The organism is Citrobacter tructae, assembly GCF_004684345.1.
Classification (GTDB): Bacteria; Pseudomonadota; Gammaproteobacteria; order Enterobacterales; family Enterobacteriaceae; genus Citrobacter; species Citrobacter tructae.
Genome location: NZ_CP038469.1, coordinates 3,710,529 through 3,732,371, shown reverse-complemented (window position 1 = coordinate 3,732,371; position 21,843 = coordinate 3,710,529). Strand labels below are relative to the sequence as shown.

General features: G+C 51.9%; 19 protein-coding genes. 8 read left to right on the top strand and 11 right to left on the bottom strand.

The genetic code is table 11. The features are described 5' to 3' along the window. Positions 1 to 12 precede the first annotated feature (12 nt). The 3 genes from glgX to asd all read right to left on the bottom strand — a co-directional run bounded on the left by glgX (position 13) and on the right by asd (position 5,606). Positions 13 to 1,989: a glycogen debranching protein GlgX gene (gene glgX / locus E4Z61_RS18490; protein WP_135324029.1), complete on the bottom strand. Its 1,977-nt coding sequence runs from the start codon at positions 1,987 to 1,989 to the stop codon at positions 13 to 15. Then, entirely contained in the window at positions 1,989 to 4,172 is a 2,184-nt protein-coding gene (gene glgB / locus E4Z61_RS18485) for a 1,4-alpha-glucan branching enzyme (RefSeq protein ID WP_135324028.1), read from the bottom strand. Before glgB ends, glgX begins: the two co-directional genes overlap by 1 nt. A gap of 327 nt (positions 4,173 to 4,499) precedes the next feature. Further along, complete coding sequence (asd, locus tag E4Z61_RS18480) at positions 4,500 to 5,606, bottom strand: aspartate-semialdehyde dehydrogenase (RefSeq protein ID WP_135324027.1); 1,107 nt, start codon at positions 5,604 to 5,606, stop codon at positions 4,500 to 4,502. A 190-nt stretch (positions 5,607 to 5,796) separates the two neighbouring features. On the opposite strand from asd, the gene yhgN reads away from it, so the two are divergent. Next, on the top strand, positions 5,797 to 6,390 hold the full coding sequence (gene yhgN, locus E4Z61_RS18475; protein ID WP_135324026.1) for an NAAT family transporter YhgN: 594 nt from the start codon (positions 5,797 to 5,799) through the stop codon (positions 6,388 to 6,390). Between the two features lie 49 nt (positions 6,391 to 6,439). On the opposite strand, the gene gntU is transcribed toward yhgN, so the two are convergent. From gntU to E4Z61_RS18450, 5 genes are all read right to left on the bottom strand, one after another. Continuing rightward, complete coding sequence (gene gntU / locus E4Z61_RS18470) at positions 6,440 to 7,780, bottom strand: gluconate transporter (RefSeq protein ID WP_135324025.1); 1,341 nt, start codon at positions 7,778 to 7,780, stop codon at positions 6,440 to 6,442. After that, on the bottom strand, positions 7,780 to 8,310 hold the full coding sequence (gene gntK, locus E4Z61_RS18465) for a gluconokinase (RefSeq protein ID WP_135324024.1): 531 nt from the start codon (positions 8,308 to 8,310) through the stop codon (positions 7,780 to 7,782). Before gntK ends, gntU begins: the two co-directional genes overlap by 1 nt. Positions 8,311 to 8,451: 141 nt before the next feature. Beyond that, positions 8,452 to 9,447, bottom strand: coding sequence for a gluconate operon transcriptional repressor GntR (gntR, locus tag E4Z61_RS18460; RefSeq protein WP_135324023.1), 996 nt, complete (start codon positions 9,445 to 9,447; stop codon positions 8,452 to 8,454). Positions 9,448 to 9,576: 129 nt separating this feature from the next. Beyond that, positions 9,577 to 10,272 (bottom strand): quercetin 2,3-dioxygenase, encoded by a 696-nt coding sequence (gene yhhW / locus E4Z61_RS18455; protein WP_135324022.1) that lies wholly within the window; start codon positions 10,270 to 10,272, stop codon positions 9,577 to 9,579. Between the two features lie 123 nt (positions 10,273 to 10,395). Then, positions 10,396 to 11,433, bottom strand: coding sequence for an oxidoreductase (locus tag E4Z61_RS18450; RefSeq protein ID WP_135324021.1), 1,038 nt, complete (start codon positions 11,431 to 11,433; stop codon positions 10,396 to 10,398). A 458-nt stretch (positions 11,434 to 11,891) separates the two neighbouring features. Here E4Z61_RS18450 and yhhY point away from each other — a divergent pair, with 458 nt between their 5' ends. The 6 genes from yhhY (at position 11,892) to E4Z61_RS18415 (ending at position 17,685) form a co-directional block, all read left to right on the top strand. Then, positions 11,892 to 12,380: an N-acetyltransferase gene (gene yhhY, locus E4Z61_RS18440; RefSeq protein ID WP_135324020.1), complete on the top strand. Its 489-nt coding sequence runs from the start codon at positions 11,892 to 11,894 to the stop codon at positions 12,378 to 12,380. 46 nt (positions 12,381 to 12,426) lie between these two features. Then, on the top strand, positions 12,427 to 13,311 hold the full coding sequence (locus tag E4Z61_RS18435) for a hypothetical protein (RefSeq protein WP_135324019.1): 885 nt from the start codon (positions 12,427 to 12,429) through the stop codon (positions 13,309 to 13,311). A gap of 324 nt (positions 13,312 to 13,635) precedes the next feature. Continuing rightward, positions 13,636 to 14,850: a PfkB family carbohydrate kinase gene (locus E4Z61_RS18430; protein WP_135324018.1), complete on the top strand. Its 1,215-nt coding sequence runs from the start codon at positions 13,636 to 13,638 to the stop codon at positions 14,848 to 14,850. A gap of 15 nt (positions 14,851 to 14,865) precedes the next feature. Next, a complete protein-coding gene (locus E4Z61_RS18425; RefSeq protein ID WP_135324017.1) occupies positions 14,866 to 15,627 on the top strand; it encodes a glutamine amidotransferase in 762 nt (253 codons plus the stop codon). 55 nt (positions 15,628 to 15,682) lie between these two features. Further along, on the top strand, positions 15,683 to 16,654 hold the full coding sequence (locus tag E4Z61_RS18420; RefSeq protein WP_135324016.1) for a DMT family transporter: 972 nt from the start codon (positions 15,683 to 15,685) through the stop codon (positions 16,652 to 16,654). Continuing rightward, on the top strand, positions 16,651 to 17,685 hold the full coding sequence (locus E4Z61_RS18415) for a phosphotriesterase family protein (protein WP_135324015.1): 1,035 nt from the start codon (positions 16,651 to 16,653) through the stop codon (positions 17,683 to 17,685). Before E4Z61_RS18420 ends, E4Z61_RS18415 begins: the two co-directional genes overlap by 4 nt. A gap of 43 nt (positions 17,686 to 17,728) precedes the next feature. Here E4Z61_RS18415 and ggt read toward each other — a convergent pair whose 3' ends face one another. After that, a complete protein-coding gene (gene ggt / locus E4Z61_RS18410) occupies positions 17,729 to 19,474 on the bottom strand; it encodes a gamma-glutamyltransferase (RefSeq protein WP_167817565.1) in 1,746 nt (581 codons plus the stop codon). Positions 19,475 to 19,592: 118 nt separating this feature from the next. Here ggt and E4Z61_RS18405 point away from each other — a divergent pair, with 118 nt between their 5' ends. Further along, positions 19,593 to 20,036 (top strand): DUF2756 family protein, encoded by a 444-nt coding sequence (locus E4Z61_RS18405; RefSeq protein WP_135324014.1) that lies wholly within the window; start codon positions 19,593 to 19,595, stop codon positions 20,034 to 20,036. On the opposite strand, the gene ugpQ is transcribed toward E4Z61_RS18405, so the two are convergent. Continuing rightward, positions 20,033 to 20,776, bottom strand: coding sequence for a glycerophosphodiester phosphodiesterase (gene ugpQ, locus E4Z61_RS18400; protein ID WP_135324013.1), 744 nt, complete (start codon positions 20,774 to 20,776; stop codon positions 20,033 to 20,035). The genes E4Z61_RS18405 and ugpQ overlap by 4 nt on opposite strands. After that, entirely contained in the window at positions 20,773 to 21,843 is a 1,071-nt protein-coding gene (locus tag E4Z61_RS18395; protein WP_135324012.1) for a sn-glycerol-3-phosphate import ATP-binding protein UgpC, read from the bottom strand. The genes ugpQ and E4Z61_RS18395 overlap by 4 nt, the downstream gene beginning before the upstream one ends.

The following is a 21,843-nucleotide window of genomic DNA, read 5'->3' as shown; positions in this document are numbered from 1 at the left end:
CTAACTCCTTTTTTATCTTCTCTGGAACACACACAGTCCGTGCGCAGGTCCCTGCCAGACAGCCGTAAGCACCGGATTATCCTCTCCGGCAAATGGGGGGATGGCGTGCCATTCCCCTTCAGGTAAAACGATATCTGTTACCTCAAGCGTGGCGTTTATCGCGATCAGGAAACGGTCTGAAAGCAGGATCTGCATCTGCTTCGGGCCGTTTTGCCACTCATCCGCACTTAAGGGTTGTGCGTATCGGTTCAGCCAACGCACATTGCCGTCGCCCTCTTCCCACCAGCAATCACCTGTTAATGCAGGAATTTGCTGGCGAAGACGAATCAACGCGGCAGTAAATGTGGTTAGCCCGCTGTTTGCCTGCTGCCAGTCCAGCCAAGTTAAAGCGTTATCCTGGCAGTAAGCGTTATTGTTGCCGTGCTGGCTATGACCATGCTCATCGCCCGCCAACAACATCGGCGTCCCCTGAGAGAGCAACAGCGTCGTTAACAGGGCATGAATGCTGTCGCGCCGCCGTTCAATCAGGTCCAGCGTGCCGCCTAATCCTTCTTTACCATGATTGTCGCTGTAGTTATTGCTAGTGCCGTCGCGATTTTCCTCACCGTTCGCCTCATTGTGCTTATTTGTGAAGCACACACAGTCACGCAGCGTAAAACCATCATGCGCGGTCACCAGATTGACCGATGCGCCAGGTTTGCGACCATTACGTTTAAACATATCGCTGGATGCCGCAAAACGTCCGGCAAACTCCCCGAGGGGCAGATTACGCTGGAGCCAGAAGCGTCGCGCCGCGTCACGGAAATGGTCATTCCACTCGGCAAACGGTGGGGGGAAATTACCCACCTGATATCCGCCCTCACCGATATCCCACGGCTCCGCAATCAGCTTAACGCGAGAGAGCAGCGGGCAGTTTTGGATCGCGGTAAACAGCGGCGCATCCTGACGAAACTCAGGTGTGCGCCCCATGACGGATGCTAAATCAAAACGAAAACCATCCACGTGGCAGGTTTCAACCCAATAACGCAGGCATTCGCATGCATACTCCACCACGCCGGGGTGGCTCAGGTTGAGGGTGTTCCCACAGCCGGTCCAGTTGTAGTAATCGCCATCTTCCCTAATCCAATAATAGCTACGGTTATCAATTCCGCGCAGGGAGAAGACCGGTCCTTCAAGATCCAGCTCGGCGCTGTGGTTCAAAACAATATCGAGAATCACCTCAATTCCGGCTTTGTGCAGCGCTTTCACCGCATCGCGAAACTCATCAAGCGCACTCTCTGGCGAGCAGGCGTAGGCTGGATGCAGCGCGAACATCGCCACCGGGTTGTAGCCCCAGTAGTTCGACAGCCCCAAACGCTGCAGTCGTGGCTCGCTGGCAAAATGCGCCACCGGCAACAGCTCAAGCGCGGTAATGCCGAGGTGTTTGAAATAGTCGATCATCACCGGATGACCGAGCGCTTTATAGGTGCCGCGAATCTCTTGCGGAATATCCGGGTGCAGATACGTCAACCCTTTGACGTGGGCTTCATAGATGACGGTGTTGCCCCACGGCGTGCGCGGCGCGGCATCGTCTTCCCAGTCATAACGATCGGACACCACCACGCTTTTCAGGGCTATCGCTGCGTTATCGTGGTGATCCGGTTCGTTACCCCCACCGTGCAGCAGCGGGTTATCTTTCAACTCGCCGTCCACGCGGCGCGCGCAGGGATCAATCAGCAGTTTCGCCGGGTTAAAACGGTGTCCCTGCTGCGGCTGCCACGGACCATGTACACGATAGCCGTAGCGCAAACCGGGCCTGGCATCAGCCAGATAGCCGTGCCAGATATCGCCGCTACGCCCTGGCAGGTCATAGCGATGCTCGCAACCTTGATCATCGAATACGCATAACTCAACGCGCTCGGCGTGCGCCGAAAAAAGGGTGAAATTGACACCATGACCGTCATACGTTGCGCCATGGGGCGTGGCGTTACCGGTTGCCAGTTGCGCCATCACCCCTCCCGCACCAGCCAGATCGTGGCCAGAGGCGGCAACGTAAGGCTCAGTGAATGCTGACGACCGTGGCTGGCAATTTCATCGCTGTGTACCGCGCCGCCGTTGCCAGTATTGCTACCGTGGTAGTGCATCGAATCGGTGTTGAGGATTTCACGCCATTTGCCTGGTTGATTGATGCCAAAGCGATAGCCAGGACGCGGGACTGGCGTAAAGTTGCTGGCAACGATAATTTCATTGCCGGCTTTGTCACGACGGACAAAAATCAGCACCGAACGTTCGTTGTCATCGACCACCAGCCATTCAAAACCGTAGCCGTCAAAGTCGAGTTCATGCAACGCTTTGTGATGACGATAGGTGTGGTTCAGGTCGCGCACTAGACGCTGTACGCCGTGGTGCCAGTTATCACCGCCTTCCAGCAGATGCCAGTCGAGGCTGGCGTCGTGGTTCCATTCGCGTCCCTGAGCAAACTCGTTGCCCATAAACAGCAATTTCTTGCCGGGGAAGGCCCACATCCAGCCATAGTAGGCGCGCAGGTTGGCAAACTTCTGCCACGCATCGCCCGGCATGCGGTCGAGGATCGATTTCTTACCGTGCACCACTTCATCGTGCGACAACGGCAGGACAAAGTTCTCGGTGTAGTTGTACAGCATGCCGAAGGTCAGCTTATCGTGGTGATGCTGGCGATAAACCGGGTCCAGCTTCATGTAGTCAAGCGTGTCGTGCATCCAGCCCAGGTTCCACTTATACCAGAACCCTAAGCCGCCCATATCCTGCGGTCTTGAAACACCAGCAAAGTCGGTCGACTCTTCCGCCATACTCACAGCACCCGGCACCTGTTCGCCAAGAATACGGTTGGTGTTACGTAAAAATTCAATGGCTTCGAGGTTTTCACGACCGCCAAATTCGTTGGGGATCCACTCGCCTTCTTTACGGCTGTAATCGCGATAAATCATCGATGCCACGGCATCCACGCGCAGCGCGTCAATACCAAAACGCTCAATCCAGTACAGGGCATTGCCCACCAGATAGTTGCTGACTTCACGACGACCGTAGTTGTAGATCAGTGTGTTCCAGTCCTGATGATAACCTTCGCGCGGGTCGCTGTGCTCATACAAACTGGTGCCATCAAACTGAGCCAGACCAAAGTCATCCGACGGGAAGTGACCAGGCACCCAGTCGAGGATCACGTTCAAACCCGCCTGATGCGCCGCGTTTACAAAATAGCGGAAGTCATCGCGCGTGCCGAAACGGCGGGTCGGCGCATACATGCCGGTCGGCTGGTAGCCCCAGCTACCGTCAAACGGGTGCTCATTAATCGGCAGCAGCTCAAGATGGGTAAAGCCCATCCACTTCACGTAGGGAATCAACTGATCCGCCAGTTCACGATAGCTCAGCCAGAAGTTGTTATCCGTGTGACGACGCCACGAGCCCAGGTGTACTTCGTAGATAGAGATCGGCGCATCAAACTGGTTGGCTTTTTTGCGTTCCTCGGTTTGCACCACTTTTTCCGGCAGACCGCAGATAAGCGACGCCGTTTCCGGGCGCATTTGCGCTTCGAAGGCATACGGATCGGCTTTGACACGCAAATGGCCGTTGGCATCGATCATCTCGTATTTATACAACTGACCATGCTGTGCGCCAGGGATAAACAGCTCCCAAATGCCGCTCTCTTTACGCAGGCGCATCGGATGGCGGCGACCGTCCCAGTAGTTGAACTGCCCCACCACCGAGACGCGTTGTGCATTCGGCGCCCAGACGGAGAAACGCGTACCGGTTACGCCATCCATGGTATCGGCATGTGCGCCCAGCGTTTCGTAAGGGCGCAGGTGCGTCCCTTCGGATAACAGCCAGGCGTCCATGTCCTGAATAAGCGGGCCAAAACGATAAGGGTCATCGATCAGATTCTGCTGTCCATGCCAGACAACAGCCAGTTGGTAGCGAAAGAAATTTTTACGGCGGGGAAGTACAGCACAGAAAAAACCGCGAGAGTCGAGACAGTCCAGCTTGCCGACTTTACGTCCGGTTTTTGGTTCGATCACCCACACTTCGGTGGCGTCAGGTAATAGGGCACGAACTTCAAGCCCGGCTTCAGTTTGGTGCATACCGAGTACGGAAAAAGGATCCGCAAAATGGCCTGCAATTAGCGCATTAATCACGTCTCTATCGATACGAACGGACATGGTTGTCATCCTGTTTTATGGTGTCACCCCTTCCAACTGATTTTCGACATCAGGTAGCGACACTTTTTTTGACCTGAACGGCGCAGCACAATTGTGCATCCTCTCTGCGTCGTCCCACCTTCAGGCAACAACTTAATACCTCCGGTATTAAGTCACTCTTAAAGAATAGCCAATGCTTTATCTTACCCCCGGGAAATAATGAAACATCTGCGTTTACTCCTGTATTACGCAAAAAAAGGCGACTTAGCACCCATTGTTTAAACACGATAATTGTCTGCTGGATAGCGGCTTCACCTTCGCCAGCAGACATGTCGCCGCGCTGAACGATTACGCCAGCTGACGTAGCATCCGACGCAATGGCTCCGCAGCGCCCCAGAGCAGCTGGTCGCCCACGGTAAAGGCTGACAGGAACTCCGGCCCCATATTCAGCTTACGCAGACGCCCTACTGGCGTGGTCAGCGTACCGGTTACGGCCGCCGGGGTTAACTCACGCATAGTGATATCCCGATCGTTTGGCACGACTTTGGCCCACGGATTGTGCGCTGCCAGCAGTTCTTCCACGGTCGGAATAGACACATCTTTTTTCAGTTTAATGGTGAACGCCTGGCTGTGGCAGCGCAGTGCGCCGACGCGCACGCATAGACCATCCACAGGGATCACAGAAGACGTGTTGAGAATTTTGTTGGTTTCTGCCTGCCCTTTCCACTCTTCGCGGCTCTGACCGTTATCGAGCTGTTTGTCGATCCACGGAATCAGGCTCCCGGCCAGCGGTACGCCAAAGTTATCAACCGGCAGGTCACCGCTGCGGGACAGGGTTGTCACTTTACGTTCGATGTCGAGGATAGCAGAAGAAGGGGTCGCCAGTTCATCGGCCACATGGCTATACAGATGGCCCATCTGAGACAGCAGTTCACGCATATGACGCGCGCCGCCGCCAGAAGCCGCCTGATAGGTCGCTACAGACACCCAGTCCACCAGATCGTTGGCAAACAGGCCACCAAGAGACATCAGCATCAGGCTAACGGTGCAGTTACCACCGACAAAGGTCTTAACGCCTTTGTTCAGGCCATCGGTGATCACATCCTGGTTAACCGGATCGAGAATAATGATGGCATCGTCTTTCATGCGCAGCGTTGAGGCCGCGTCAATCCAGTAACCTTGCCAACCGCTTTCACGAAGCTTTGGATAGATTTCGTTGGTATAATCGCCGCCCTGACAGGTCACAATAATGTCGAGCGCCTTCAGCGCATCGAGATCAAATGCATCCTGAAGCATGCCGGTGGAGGTTGCACCAAACGTCGGTGCCGCCTGCCCAAGCTGGGAAGTAGAAAAGAAAACAGGGCGAATGGCGTCGAAGTCGCGTTCTTCTACCATGCGTTGCATGAGTACAGAGCCGACCATACCGCGCCAGCCGATAAAACCAACATTTTTCATAGCGTTTTTTTCCTGCAGAGATGTGTGCTGTGTATGTACGTCATTATCCTGTGACGTGTCCTTCACCATACAAAAAGCAGCCAAAGTCGCAAGTGAAATTAATCAATGATAGCGAAGCTATCAGTAATGCGACTTATCCCGCTGCGCTAGCAAGCAGAAAGTCCGTGGTAATTATCAGGGAATTTGAGTTATGAATGAAATAATTTCAGCGGCAGTTTTATTGATCCTGATTATGGATCCGCTCGGAAATCTGCCCATTTTCATGTCCGTATTGAAACATACCGAACCAAAACGCCGTCGCGCAATTATGATTCGCGAGCTGTTTATTGCGCTGCTTGTGATGCTGATATTCCTGTTTGCGGGCGAGAAAATTCTGGCATTTCTTAGCCTACGTGCGGAAACGGTGTCGATTTCCGGTGGCATCATTTTGTTCCTGATTGCCATCAAGATGATTTTCCCCAGCGCTACCGGCAACAGCACCGGACTTCCAGCGGGTGAAGAGCCGTTTATCGTCCCGCTGGCAATTCCGCTGGTGGCAGGGCCAACAATCCTGGCATCGTTAATGCTGTTATCACATCAATACCCGAATCAGATGGGGCATCTGGTGATTGCGCTGTTGATCGCCTGGGGCGGCACGTTTGTCATTTTATTGCAGTCGTCGCTGTTCCTGCGCTTGCTTGGCGAGAAAGGGGTTAACGCACTTGAACGGCTGATGGGGCTGATTCTGGTAATGATGGCGACCCAGATGTTCCTGGATGGTGTACGGATGTGGATGAAGGGGTGATGTACTCGTTTTTAGGCCCGGTAAGCGCAAGCGCTACCGGGCAATACCATCAGCTCAGGAGCTGGAAGGCAATCATACCGACAATCGCACCGACCGTACCGAGGATGGTTTCCATCATCGTCCAAGTCTTCAGCGTTTGAGCTTCGGTCGCACCAGTAAACTTACCGAACAACCAGAAACCTGCGTCATTCACGTGGCTGACCACGATCGAACCACCCGCGATACAAATAGACAGTGCCGCCATCTGCGCGCCAGAGAAGTTCAGCTGTTCAATCACCGGCATCACCAGACCGACCGCCGTTAAGCAGGCCACGGTTGCGGAACCTTGAATGATGCGCACCGCCGCCGCCAATACGAAGCAGGTAATGGCAATCGGCAGGCCCATTCCGGTTAACGCTTCCCCCAGTGCCGGACCGACGCCAGAGTCCACCAGCACCTGTTTGAACACGCCACCGGCACCAATCACCAGCAGAATAATCCCCGCCGGTTGCAGCGCATGACCACAGATCTCCATCACTTTGTCTTTTGGCATACCCTGGCGAATCGCCAGACCGTAAATAGCGACCAGGCACGCTACCAGAATCGCAGTAAACGGGTGACCAATAAACTCGAACCATTGGTACGTAGTAGAACCGATCGGCACAAAGCGCGCGGCGATGGTTTTCAGGCCAACCAATACCAACGGCAGCAGAATCAGCGACAGGCTAAAGCCGAAGGACGGCATTTTACCTTCGCCCAGATGCGGCTCGGTAATGTCGTCAGGAATGTTCAGCTCGACGTAGCGGCTGATAAAGTTGCCCCACAGCGGCCCGGCGATAATCATGCCCGGAATCGCCGCACACAGGCCAATCAGGATCATCCAGCCAAAGTCAGCGTGCATCTGGGAAGCCAGCAGCATTGGCGCAGGCCCCGGCAGCAGAAACGCTGCGGCCGCCGCCACGCCCGCAAACAGCGGAATGACTAATTTAACCAGGTTGGTACCGGTGTGGCGCGCCATCGAGAACGCCACGCTTATCAGCAGCACAATCGCCACTTCAAAGAACAGCGGCAGCGCGCAAATCAGACCGGCCAGGCCAATAGCATAATGCGCACGGCTGTGGCCAAAGGATTTCAGCATTTTGACGGCGATCTGATCGACCGCGCCCGTTTCATGCAGAATCTTGCCAAACATAGCCCCCAGCGCAACTACAATCGCCAGGAAGCCAAGCGTACCGCCCATCCCTTTTTCCATGGTCGCTGCGATTTTATCGAGCGGCATACCGGAAAAGAGACCTGCACCAATAGACACCACCATCAAAGCAAGGAAGGCGTGCATACGCGCCTTCATCACTAAAAACAGCAGTAATAAAACGGAACCTACTGCTGTTAAAACAAGCGTTAATGTAGTCACTACTTACTGCCCTGGTTAATAACCTCAATGGTGCTCGCTACCACACCGTCCAGTGGTTGATCGATATCCACCACCAGCACATCGTTTTCGTTCGCACCCGGCTCTTCCAGCGCTTCAAACTGGGTGACCAGCATCTGCGTTTTGAAGAAGTGGCCTTTACGCGCCTTCAGGCGGCTTTCAATCACGTCGAAGTCCCCTTTCAGATAGATGAAAGAGAGATTCGGGTTGCCTTCGCGCAGCAGGTCGCGATAGTGTTTTTTCAGTGCAGAACAGACGATCAGCGACACTTTGTTGGTACGCTGCATCGCAAAGGCGGCGTCATTTAGCGCCTGCAACCACGGTTTACGGTCTTCATCGTTGAGTGGCTCACCGGAAGCCATTTTCATGATGTTGCTGCGCGGATGGAGAAAATCGCCATCAAGAAACGCGGCTTGCAGTTGATGCGCCACTTCGCTGGCGACAGCTGATTTACCGCTGCCCGATACGCCCATCAGAACGTAAACGTGGTGATCATGATTAGTCGTGCTCAAAGCGTTGCCCCCACTGGTACAAGAATCAGGAAATTGTTACGGGTAACTGTTATCGGTAACATTGTCCAGCCGGACAAATGGAGAAGCAATATCCATTCGTGCCCGAAGTGTATAAGTGTGAGCTACGTCAAATTTGTTGGCTTAAATAGATCCGCCCGGTGACAAGGTGAAACCTAAATCTAACATTTTAGGTGTAACGGCTTCACCACGAATGCGCGCCAGCAGGCGTTCAGCACCAATGCTGCCCATGCGTTCACGCGGCGTGAGCACGCTCGCCAGACGCGGCTCCATCACCTGCCCGATGTCGTGACCATGGAATCCGGCAATCGCCATGTCATCAGGGATTTTCAGCCCTAAACGCTGGCATTCGAAGGCTGCCCCTACCGCCAAGTCATCGTTGGTACAGAAAACGCCGTCCAACTGCGGGTATTCGCGCCGCGCCTGACGGATAAGCTCAATACCGGAGGAGTAGGAAGAAGACTGTTCCACCATCACGCTGTACGGCACCAGACCAGCGTCATGCATAGCCTGCTCGTAGCCCCGCTGTTTGATGATAGTACGTTCATCAAGACGCGCACCAAGATAGGCAACATGACGGTGCCCGCGTGCGATGATCGCTGCGGTCATTTGCCGGGCCGCTTCGAAGTTGTCAAAACCGACGGCGATATCAAGACACGGAGACTGACTGTCCATCAACTCAACCACCGGGATCCCCGCAACTTCGATCATTTTCAACGTCCGGGGGGTATGGCTACGTTCGGTGAGGATCAGGCCATCGATATTCCACGACAGCATCGATTCCAGACGCTCCTGTTCCATCTCGGGTTTATAGCCGTAGTGCGCCAGCATAGTTTGATACCCATGAGCGTCGGTAACGGCTTCAATACCGCGTAACACTTCAGCAAAAACCTGGTTGGTGAGAGAGGGCAACAGTACGCCGATGGCTCGACTGGTGGCGTTAGAAAGGATATCAGGAGCGCGATTGGGAATATAACCCAGCTCATCAAGTGCAGCGGCAATTTTGCCCCGCAGCGCCACGGAGACCTGCTCCGGGTTACGCAAAAAACGGCTGACCGTCATTTTGGTCACGCCCACGCGGTCGGCTACATCCTGAAGTACGGGTCTTTTCTTTTTCATCGTCCTGAAGCGTTAAAAAGGGATAGATTTCCCCAGTTTACCACGGACGCACGGAATTAATGACAAACGATGAAAAGCCGGATGTCGACGCTTTCGCGTCTTATCCGGCCTACAAAGAGTTACAGCACGTTAGACTGGCGGCAGGTCAAACAGTAACACTTCACTGTCGCTATCGGCATGAATAGAAATTGCCTGTTCATCCCAGATTGCCAGGCCATCGCTGGTGGTCGCTTTGGTGCCGTTTATAGTGACGTTGCCTTTTACTACCTGGATCCAGACGCGACGTTCAGCGGCAATCTGATGCACCGACTGCTCATCTTTGACCAGCGCCCAGCGGTATAGCTCCATATCCTGGTACACTTTCAGCGAACCATCACGCGCATCCGGCGACAGCACCAGTTGCTTGCCCTGCGCGGCATCGAAACGGCGCTGCTCGTAGCGTGGCGTAATACCGTTTTCCTGCGGGATGATCCAAATCTGATACAAATGCAGCTTCTCTGTATCGCTCGGGTTGTACTCCGAGTGACGGATCCCCGTCCCGGCGCTCATAATCTGGAATTCACCGGCAGGAACCTGCTCTTTGTTGCCCATGCTGTCCTGATGCTCCACCGCACCTTCCAGCACATAGGTCAGGATTTCCATGTCTTTATGAGGGTGCGTCCCAAAGCCCTGACCTGCGTCGATCACGTCATCATTAATCACGCGCAGTGCCGAGAACCCCATAAAATTCGGGTCATAGTAGTTAGCAAAAGAGAAGGTATGCCAGGAATCGAGCCAGCCATGATTCGCATGGCCACGTTCGTTTGCTTTGCGTAAGAAGATCATTGTGTTCACCCCCAGATGTTTTCGATGGGATAAGTGTGGACTCAATCGCCCGGGGATCATAGAGGGTGAAAATTGACTCCTCTGTTCAAAAAATATGAATAAGCCCAGAGGAGTCGACTAATGCTATTTGGCGAGGGTTATCGTCGCCGGAGAGGCCTGTTCGAAGGCGCGTTCGAGCAGTTCCAGGTTGGTGAGAACATCAGATTCCTTGACGTAATTAGGTGTACCAACTGTCAGCGTCTGGTACAGCGCATCATAAACGCGTCCATAGTCGCCCACTTCTGGTGCCACCTGTTCTTGCACCGTGATACCGTCGTCGTTGACATACTCCAGCACCCCAACGGAATCGTCAGCAGCAAAACCGGGCTCACCCGGCATGATATTGGCCTTCAGGCTGGTTTCCTGCTGGTCGATACCGTACTTCACAAAGGAGCCTTTGGTGCCATGAACGATAAACTTCGGATAGCCGATTTTTACCAGGTGGCTGGTTTTGACGATAGCCTTCAGGTTGCCGTAGAACAGTTGCGCTTCAAAGGTATCATCGGGATTCGCTTTATTGCGCAGGCTACGGATGTCATAGGCCACATGGTCGGGGCGACCAAATAGCGAGATAATTTGGTCCATCGTATGGACACCCAGCCCATAGAACGCACCGTCCTGCGGCAGACCCGGTTTGGTTTCCGCCACGGGACGGTAGTAATCAAAATGGCTTTCCACTTCAACAATGTCACCCAGCTTACCGCTCTCAATCGCCTTTTTGGCGGTAAGGAAGCATGAATCAAAGCGACGATTCTGATACGGCGTGACGGTCAGCCCCTTGCTTCGCGCCAGTTCGAACAGCACTTTTGCTTCTGCCAGCGTCGGCGTGAACGGTTTCTCTACCAGCACGTTTTTACCCGCTTCCAGCGCACGCTTCGCGTATTCAAAGTGGCTATCAGCGTGGGTGCAGACGATCACCAGCTTCACCAGCGGATCGTTTAAGATCTCGTTGAGGTCGCTGGTGAAGTGAATATGCGAATACTGCGGCGCCTGCTCTTCCGGCTTGGCGTGGCGACGGAAGATATGCGCCACGTGCCAGCTCTCTTTGCGGGTGAGGACATACGGCAAATGGTAGCGAGTGGTACTTTTACCAAAACCAATAAATGCGCAGTGTAACGTCATGAGACAGTCCTTTTGAAGGTGATTGTCTACACCATAGCGCGTAGCGGCTGGAGACTGAATGTTGGATTCTTTGCCGGAGGGCGGCGCAGCCTTGTCCGGCCTACAAAACTAAAAAATCGGCCGTCGGCGTCGCCGTCAGTTTGTTCACGGCAAGCGCGCAGGGCCCGGAGCGTACTAAATGTACGTGAGGAGCACGAGCACTTCCCGGGGACAAACTGACAAGTAAGCCAGGCTGAAACAAAACAAAAAAAAGCCAGCGCAAGGCTGGCTAAAGTAATACTGGAAGCAATGTGAGCAATGTCGTGCTTTCAGGTTCTCCGTAGGGTTCCCCTGAACGCAGAGCAATAATAATCATTCTCATTCGCACTTGTCTACTTCTTTTTGCAAAAAAATGCAGTTGACGGATTTTTCTTTCTCAGCGAGTGTAAATACACAATTAACCCTGAAGGAGATAAGGAATGAGTGAGATAGTGATACGCCACGCTGAACCAAAAGATTACGACGCAATTCGTCAAATCCATGCCCAGCCGGAGGTTTATCACAACACGCTACAGGTTCCTCATCCTTCTATGGAGATGTGGCAAGCACGACTCGCCGAGCAAATTGGCGTCAAACAACTGGTTGCCTGCATTGATGATATCGTCGTTGGCCATCTTTCTATTCAGGTGACTCAGCGCCCGCGCCGTAGCCACGTTGCCGATTTTGGTATCTGCGTTGACGCCCGGTGGCAGAATCGTGGTGTTGCCAGCGCGCTCATCCGCACGATGATCGATATGTGCGACAACTGGCTGCGCGTCGAGCGCATTGAGCTCACAGTGTTTGTCGATAATGAGCCTGCTGTGGCGGTTTACAAAAAGTATGGCTTTGAGATTGAAGGCACCGGTAAGAAATATGGCCTGCGCAACGGTGAGTATGTTGATGCGTACTTTATGGCACGCGTGAAGTAATTGTTTGGGCGAGTCATTTCGCCCTTTTTATTGAAAGGACGCAATAGTGAAAAAGTCTCTTACTCTGGTTTTAGTGGCTGCACTCTTCCCCGCCTATGCCACGACCGTACAAAATGTGGATTCCATCCCCAGCGCCATTCAACACACTGAAGGTAAACAGATTTTTTCCGAGCAAATGATGGGCGCAACGCCCACCCAATGGTTTGGCGAGCTGCCACAAGGGCTAGATGTGACCCAATGGATCGCCTGGGTTGCGCCAAATGAAGATCCCAAAAATCTGATCCTGACCGGAGCCAAACCCTGGGGTAAAGACGGGAAATACATTGGCGTCGCCTGCTTTGCCGATAATCAGGCAGATGCCGAGCAAGCAAAAAAACGCGCGAATAAAGACTGTCCAGAAAATTACAGTAACAGCCGCGTCAATAAATTATATCTCGGTGTTTTTTCCTGGCAGAACCAACAGTTGCAACCGATCGCACGTTCGGAAAAACCACTGGACCAACTCTCAGCATGGAATAAGGCCGCCGAAAAAGAGACCGATGATGAGTCAGTCAAACCGCTGGCTTATTATACAAAGCTGGATCTGGCACCGTACCGGATCGCGCCAGATAATCTGGCGTTTGGAGTACGCGGCGGATACTCAAATGCGTATTCCGGCGGTGGCGCATTTTATGAAGTTCTGGAGCTGTACATGATTAAAAACAACAAGATAATCAATGTATTTTCCAATCTTGTTTATCAATATCAGGACATCGCCGGAGACTGGAATCACGATGGAACACGACAGCACGACATCAGCGAAAGTAAGTACATCCTGAAAATGCGCTCAGCAAAGACGCACGGATTTTATGATTTAGAGCGCGTTAACCTGCAGGATAAAAGCAGTCGCATATTTCGCTGGTCCGAATCACTGCAACAGTATGTTCCTTAACGGACGAATTAGGCCTACAACGTTCAGAATGATGTAGGCCATTGTCTTTAATATCCCGCCGTAAAATCCAGGATCGGAAGCGCCATCTGGTTCAGGCATAAAACTTTTGATTGCAGCCTTTTACCTCCCCCGCCTTCATGAACAGGCTAAACAACCACCTGAATCATATGGTTATTCCATCTTTTATCTTCATCGTTATTTTTCGTAACTTTAACAATATTAATATTACATTTTTGTTTTTTTTTGGTTTCTGACATCACTTTATGGTGACAATCACAACAATATACTTCCCCTGGGACTAACTTAACCACGGTGAGGTAAAAAATGAAATTTGAACGCCATCATAGAATATTGAAAGAAATCAGTATTTCGGGAGTTGTAAAAGTTTCGAATCTGGCGAAAAGTCTCAAGGTAACAAAAGAAACCATTCGCTCAGATCTCAATGAACTTGCCGGACAGGGATATCTCACTCGCTGTCATGGTGGTGCATTTATTACCCTTGATTCTCTTGATAACGTTGCAAAAAACGAAATTGCTTATGTGCTGGAAAAATATGAATCAGCGCAGAAAATAAAAAAAGGTCTCTCTGCCATGAAAAATAACGTATGTGTCATTGGCTCATTCAATGTTGATATTATAAGTTACCTACCGAGATTACCCTCGACAGGAGAATCATTACTTGCCGATAAATTTATTTTTTCACCAGGCGGTAAAGGGTGTAACCAGGCATTAGCCGCAAGCTATGCTGATTCTGATGTGCATTTTATTACTAAAGTAGGCTCAGACCATTTTAGTGATTATGCCATTAACTTTATAAACTCATCAAAAATTCATAAAAGTGTTATTTACCAGACTAAAGAGACCCAAACAGGAACTGCCACAATAATGGTTAATGGCGATACCGGTGATAACGTAATCGCTATCTACCCTGGCGCTAATATGACAATTTCCCCCGATGAAATAACAATACAAAAAGAAGCTATTGTTCATTCAGACATTGTTCTTGTACAACTGGAAACAAATTACGACGCGCTTCAGCAAACAATTCGTCTCGCACAAAAAAATGGCATCCCGGTCATTATAAATCCGGCACCATACAATGAAATGGTTAATACCATCATTAATGACATTGATTACATCACGCCAAATGAAACCGAAGCCGGACTACTGGCAAATATGCCCGTTAATGATATTGAATCAGCAAAATGTGCAGCGAAGATAATTCATCAGAAAGGCGTCAAAAATACCATTATTACATTAGGTAGCAAAGGTTCTCTCGCTTATGACGGAACACAATTTATCTATTCCCCAGCATTCCCGGCAGTTGTAAAAAATACCGCTGGTGCTGGTGACGCCTTCAATGGCGCACTCGCATCAGGTCTTGCTAAAGGAAAATCACTGGCATCCGCATTGTGCTATGCCAGCGCATTCGCCTCGCTTGCTGTTGAAACACCCAATGCCTCTGACATGCCTGAAAACGAATCCGTTCTTCATCGCATTCAGGGTTCACATTATAAACAAACTATCTCTACTCACTAAATCAAGGAGCAGACTATGAATAATATGCAGAAAAAACTAAAGGTGCTCTTTATTGGAGAATCCTGGCATATTCACATGATTCATTCAAAAGGTTATGACAGCTTTACCTCCAGTAAATATGAAGAAGGTGCTACATGGTTACTGGAATGTTTAAAGAAAGGCGGTGTAGAAGTTGATTACATGCCTGCTCACACTGTGCAAATCGCCTTTCCAGAAAGCATTGATGAGTTAAACCGTTATGATGTCATTGTCATTAGCGATATTGGTAGTAATACATTCCTGTTGCAAAACGAGACGTTTTATCAACTTAAAATAAAGCCAAATGCTCTGGAATCAATTAAAGAGTACGTAAAAAACGGTGGTGGACTGCTCATGATTGGCGGCTATCTGTCATTCATGGGCATTGAGGCAAAAGCCAATTATAAGAACACCATTATTGCTGACGTCTTGCCAGTTATTATGCTTGACGGCGATGACCGAGTAGAAAAACCAGAGGGTATCTATGCTGAACCGATCTCGCCTGAACACCCTGTCATTAACGGATTCTCAAACTACCCAGTATTTCTTGGATATAACCAGGTCGTTGCTAAAGAAGATGCTGATGTCGTATTAACCATAAATAATGACCCACTGTTAGTGTTCGGTGAATACCAACAAGGTAAAACAGCCTGCTTTATGAGTGATTGTTCGCCGCACTGGGGAACTCAGCAATTCATGTCATGGCCGTTTTATACCGATCTGTGGGTTAACACACTTCAATTCATCGCCAGAAAATAAAAACAATGGAGTAACGAAAGTTACTCCTTTTATAAAATATAATAAGGATTGATGTATGAACAAGAATAAGTACTCAACTCCCTTACTGATGCTTGCGACAATCTTAGCCGGTATGCTTTCCCCAATGCAGTCTGCGGTTAATGGACAGTTGGGGCACTGGTTGCAAGATGGTAATGCTTGCGCAGTAATCTCGTTTGCCAGCGGTCTGGTCGTCATGTTTTTTATTATTATTGCGCGCAAAGAAACACGCCAGCAATTCGCGTCGATCCCTACTCTGATTAAAAAGCGAAAAATCCCGCTTTGGAATTGGTTTGCTGGGTTATGCGGCGCGATGGTCGTATTTTCTGAAGGTGCATCAGCCAGCGCGTTGGGCGTTGCCACCTTTCAAACTGCATTAATCTCCGCACTTCTCCTTTCCGGTCTGCTTTGCGACCGTTTTGGCGTCGGAGTGGATGAGAAGAAATATTTCACGCCATGGCGCGTTGCTGGCGCATTGTTCGCTGTTATTGCCACGGTTTTTGTCGTATCGCCGCAGTGGCACTCAACCTCATTTATCCTGCTCGCTATTCTTCCATTTTTGGCCGGATTACTCGCTGGCTGGCAGCCTGCGGGGAATGCCAAAGTTGCCGAGGCTACGGGCTCTATGCTGGTTTCCATTACCTGGAACTTCATCGTCGGCTTTTGTGTACTGGGCGCAGCGCTGGCAATACGTGTCGCATTAGGTCATGTCACCGTCCAGTTACCCGATACGTGGTGGATGTATCTTGGTGGCCCACTGGGTCTGCTATCCATTGGGCTGATGGCTATTCTGGTCAGAGGCTTAGGGCTGTTGATGCTTGGTGTTGCTTCTACAGCTGGTCAGCTTTTGGGCTCGGTGTTGATTGATGAATTGATCCCATCATTAGGCAATACGGTCTATATGGTCACCATCATCGGTACATTATTCGCGCTAGTGGGCGCAATTGTTACCACCATCCCCGAATACAGAGCATCCAAAATGTCGCAAAAAATGGAGGTGTCAGGATGAAAGGTTTCCTGCAAACCGTAACAGGCCCTGTGGCACACACGGATATGGGTCTGACGCTACCGCATGAGCACCTGTTTAACGATTTGTCATCCGTTGTTGACGAGCCACATTATGAATTCTCGCAGCAGCTCGTGGGGAAAAAAGTCAGTGCAGACCTACAGTGGGGGCTGAAACACGACCCATACTGCTGTGCCGATAACATGGACAGAAAAGAGATTGATGATGTCATCTTTGAAATCAATAACTTTATGTCGCTGGGAGGCAGGACTATTGTTGACGCGACGGGTTCTGAATCTATCGGTCGGGACGCCACATCATTACGGGAAGTGGCATTAAAAACTGGTTTGAATATCGTTGCTTCATCAGGACCTTATCTGGAGAAGTTTGAAAGCTCAAGGATCCATAAACCTGTCGAGTTGATAGCCTCACTCATTGATAAGGAACTGAATCAGGGGATCGGCGAAACGGATATTCGCGCCGGAATGATCGGTGAAATTGGCGTATCACCCGCTTTTACACAAGCGGAGCGTAACAGCCTACGGGCTGCTTGTCTGGCACAACGTAATAATCCCCATACGGCGATGAATATCCATATGCCAGGGTGGCTGCGGCTGGGTGATGAAGTGCTGGATATTGTCCTTGAAGAAATGAACGTCTCTCCGGCAAAAGTCTCGCTGGCACATTCGGATCCTTCAGGCAAGGATGTCGCCTATCAACGTAAAATGCTCGACCGCGGCGTATGGCTTGAATTTGACATGATTGGTCTGGACATTACTTTCCCGAAAGAAGGTATCGCCCCAGGTGTTCAGGAGACCGCCGATGCGGTAGCACATCTGATTGAACTGGGTTACGCCGACCAGATCGTATTAAGCCATGATGTTTTTCTCAAACAGATGTGGGCAAAAAATGGGGGGAATGGCTGGGGATTTGTCCCGAATGTTTTCCTCGCCTATCTGGCTGCCCGTGGAGTAGACAAAGATACTCTTCGCAAGCTCTGTATTGATAATCCAGCGCAGTTACTCACGGCATAATCAGAAAATGCCCGGTGTCTGACACCGGGCCAGGAATCAAAAATCAGTACCCCGCCGTTAAATCATCGACGGAACGCGGATCGGATGCACCATACAGTGCACCATCCGGTCCGACCATAATACTCTGCGTACTGCCCATCGCCTCTTTTAGCACGACTTTTTGCCCTTTTTGCTCCAACAGTTTGATGGTATCCGGGCTGAAGCCTTTCTCGATGCGCAGTTCATCCGGCAACCACTGATGATGGAAACGCGGCGCGTTGGTGGCTTCGGCAACGTTCATGCCAAAATCAACGCTGTTCACTACCATTTGCAGCACGGTGGTGATAATTCGGCTGCCGCCTGGGCTACCGGTCACCAGCCAGGTTTTACCGTCTTTCACCACAATGGTCGGCGACATGGACGACAGTGGGCGCTTGTTCGGCCCTACCGCGTTAGCATCACCGCCCACCAGCCCGTAAACGTTCGGCACACCCGGTTTGGCCGAGAAATCGTCCATTTCGTTATTGAGCAGAATGCCAGTGTTACCCGCCACAATACCTGTCCCGAAGGTGGTGTTCAGGGTGTAAGTCACCGCCACGGCGTTACCGTCTTTATCCACCACCGAGAAATGGGTGGTCTGATTGCTTTCATACGGGGCAAGCTTGCCAGGTTTAATCTGGCTGGAGGGTTTAGCTTTATTGATATCAATCTGATCGGCAAGCGATTTGGCATAGGCTTTGTTGGTCAGCGCCTGCCACGGCACCTTCACAAAATCCGGATCGCCAAGGTATTCAGAGCGGTCGGCGTAAGCATACTTCTCTGCTTCCGCCATCACCTGCATGGCATCGGCACTGCCAAACCCGTACTTCTTCATATCAAAGTTTTCGAGAATATTGAGGATCTGCACGATATGAATACCGCCAGAGGACGGAGGCGGCATCGAGAAGACCTGATACCCGCGATAGTCGCCGCTAATCGGTTTACGCTCCACGGCTTTATAGGCGGCTAAATCGTCTTTGCTCATCAGCCCACCGTTTTTCTGCATTTCCTCGGCTATCTGATCGGCAATCGTCCCTTTATAAAACGCATCCGGGCCATTCTCGGCAATCATCTCGAGGCTTTTCGCCAGGTTTTTCTGTACCAGCTTGTCGCCCTTTTTCAGCGGCTCGCCGTTTTTCCAGAAAATGGCTTTGCTGTTCTCGTGATTAGGGATCACTTCGCTGCCATAGGTTTTTAGATCGTCGGCCAGCGCATCGTTAACCACGAAGCCCTCTTCCGCCAGCTTCATCGCCGGGCGCACCACTTTGTTCAGCGGCATCGTGCCGTATTTCTCCAGCGCCAGCGAGAAACCCGCCACCGTGCCAGGCGTGCCGGATGCCAGATGCGAGGTCAGCGACTTTTTAGCATCGGCATTGCCTTGCTCATCAAGGAACATGTCGCGGGTCGCGCCAGCGGGTGCCATTTCACGGAAATCGATAGCGGTCGTATTCCCGTCTTTGGTGCGCAGCAGCATAAATCCCCCACCACCCAGGTTCCCCGCCTGGGGATGCGTCACCGCCAGTGCGTAACCTACGGCCACGGCGGCATCTACCGCGTTACCGCCCTGCCTTAAGATATCCACCCCAACCTGCGTGGCCATCGCATCCACGGAGGCGACCATCCCCTGCTGTGCGCGCACCGGATGAAACACATCTTCTTCCACACCGTATGACACCGGTGGCGGTGCAGTCGGTGCTGCAGCAACACTAAAACAGCTTCCTGAGAGCAGAGCAGCAATGGCTACCCGGCGTAAAAACGTCGGTTTTATCATCGTTATTCTCCAGATGTACGGGGGTCAGCCCCCACTAAGCCTGGTGCATAACTCTGAAATAATCATCGTAACGGCGAGAAAGGAGTAAACTTAAGAGATCCCCGAGAGGAGAAAAGCGATGAAACGACTCTTGATTTTAGCCATGCTATTGCCGTTTGCAGGCTTTGCACAGCCCATCAACACCATGAATAACCCGAATCAACCGGGTTATCAGATCCCGAGTCAGCAGCGGATGCAGACACAAATGCAATCACAGCAAATTCAGCAGAAAGGGATGCTGAATCAACAGTTGCAGACGCAGACGCGCATGCAACAGCAGCATATGGAAAATCAGATCAACACCAACTCCCAGCGTGTACGCCAGTCTCAGCCTGGGGAGTTGAATACCGGTCAACAGCAAATGCTGCCCAACAACAACGGCGGGATGCTAAACACCAACCGTAATCCGGACAGCACGCTGAATAAACAGCAGCAAATGCTGTCGGAGAAAAAGAACGGCGACATGCTGAAGCCCTCCAGCACGCCGCAGCCTAACGTCCCGTTAAAAACGCTTGGACCTTAGCAGGGCTGAAAATCCGGTCCGATCGCATCAATAGCATCGGTACAGATACAGTCCACGCCCCAGCGTAGCAGTTCTGCCGCCCGCTGGGGTTTGTTGACGGTGTACACCAATATGCGTAATCCGGCATCACGTAACGCATCCACTCGTGCTTCGTCCAACAGCTTATGATTAAGATGGATTGAGACGCAGCCGAGTCGCGTTGTCAGCTCACGCCAGTCCTCACGCCACTCATCAAGCAGTAAACCTCTCGGCAGTTCAGGAACGGCCTGCTGCGCCGCCTCCAGGGCATCAATTTCAAAGGATGACAGCAGCGGCGGCGTCATGCCTGCCCATAACTCTCGTGCGGCCAGCGCCACGGCTTTTCCGGTGAGCGTTCCGGTACCGGTAGTCGGTTTGATCTCAATATTCGCCATCATGCCGTGCTGGCGGCAGCGCTCAGCCACTTGCGAGAGCAACGGCAACGGCTCGCCTTTAAACTCACCGCTAAACCAGCCCCCGGCGTCCACGCGCAGCAAATCCTGCCAGTTCAGATCACCGGCAACGCCCCAGCCATTACTGGTGCGCTCGAGGTTGTCGTCGTGCAGCAAAAAGATCTCGCCGTCTTTCGACAATTTAGCGTCAAATTCAATCATGGTATGCCCGTATCGCGCCCCCATGTCGATTGCCACCAGGGTGTTTTCTGGGGCTAACTTACCGCCGCCGCGATGGGCGACAATATGGGGATAAGGCCAGTTACTCATACTCGTTGTCCTGTTTCGCCATCAAAGAGATGCAAATGGTTTTCTGGCAGATGCAGCCACAGCGTGCTGCCTGCCGTCGGGCGGTACTGATGCGCCAGTCGCACCACCAGCTTTTGCTCGCCCCAGCGCCCATGGGCCAGGTTATCCGCGCCCAGCATTTCCAGTGTGTCTAAAACCTGCGGCACGCCGCCTTCGGCCTGCGAGCTTAGCGCAATATGCTCCGGGCGGATACCCAACGTCATTTTACGCCCAATGTAGCGAGAATAATCCTTACCGAGGGGCAATGACATGCCGCTCTCCAGCTCAAAATGGCTGCCTGTGGCACTGATGTGTCCATCCAGTAAGTTCATGGCCGGACTGCCGATAAAGCTCGCCACAAAGCGACTGGCCGGTTTTTCGTACACCTCAACCGGCGTACCGATTTGCTCTGCCACACCTTTATTCATCACTAGTACCCGCTGGGCAAGCGTCATGGCCTCAACCTGATCGTGGGTCACGTACAGCGAGGTGGTTTTCAGTCGCCGGTGCAGATGTTGTAACTCCAACCGCATCTGCACACGCAACTTGGCATCGAGGTTGGAAAGCGGCTCATCAAACAGGAATACCGCCGGCTCACGCACAATTGCCCGCCCCATCGCCACACGCTGACGCTGTCCACCGGAAAGCTCACGCGGGCGGCGTTTGAGCAGTTCGCTCAGCTCAAGAATTCGTGCGGCATCGTTCACGCGCTCAGCGATATGCTCTTTACTCATGCCGCGAATTTTCAGTCCCCAGGCCATATTTTCTTCCACGCTCATATGCGGATAGAGCGCGTAGTTCTGGAACACCATCGCAATACCGCGATCTTTCGGCTCCATCTCGGTGACGCGTTTATGATCAATCCAGATATCGCCGCCGCTCACCCGCTCCAGCCCGGCGACCATCCGCAGCAGCGTAGACTTACCGCACCCGGATGGGCCCACCATGACAATAAATTCCCCGTCCGCGACATCCAGCGTCAGCGGTTTAATCACCTGGGTTTTACCGTCCCAGCTTTTGGTTACTGCTTGTAGTTTTAAACCAGCCAT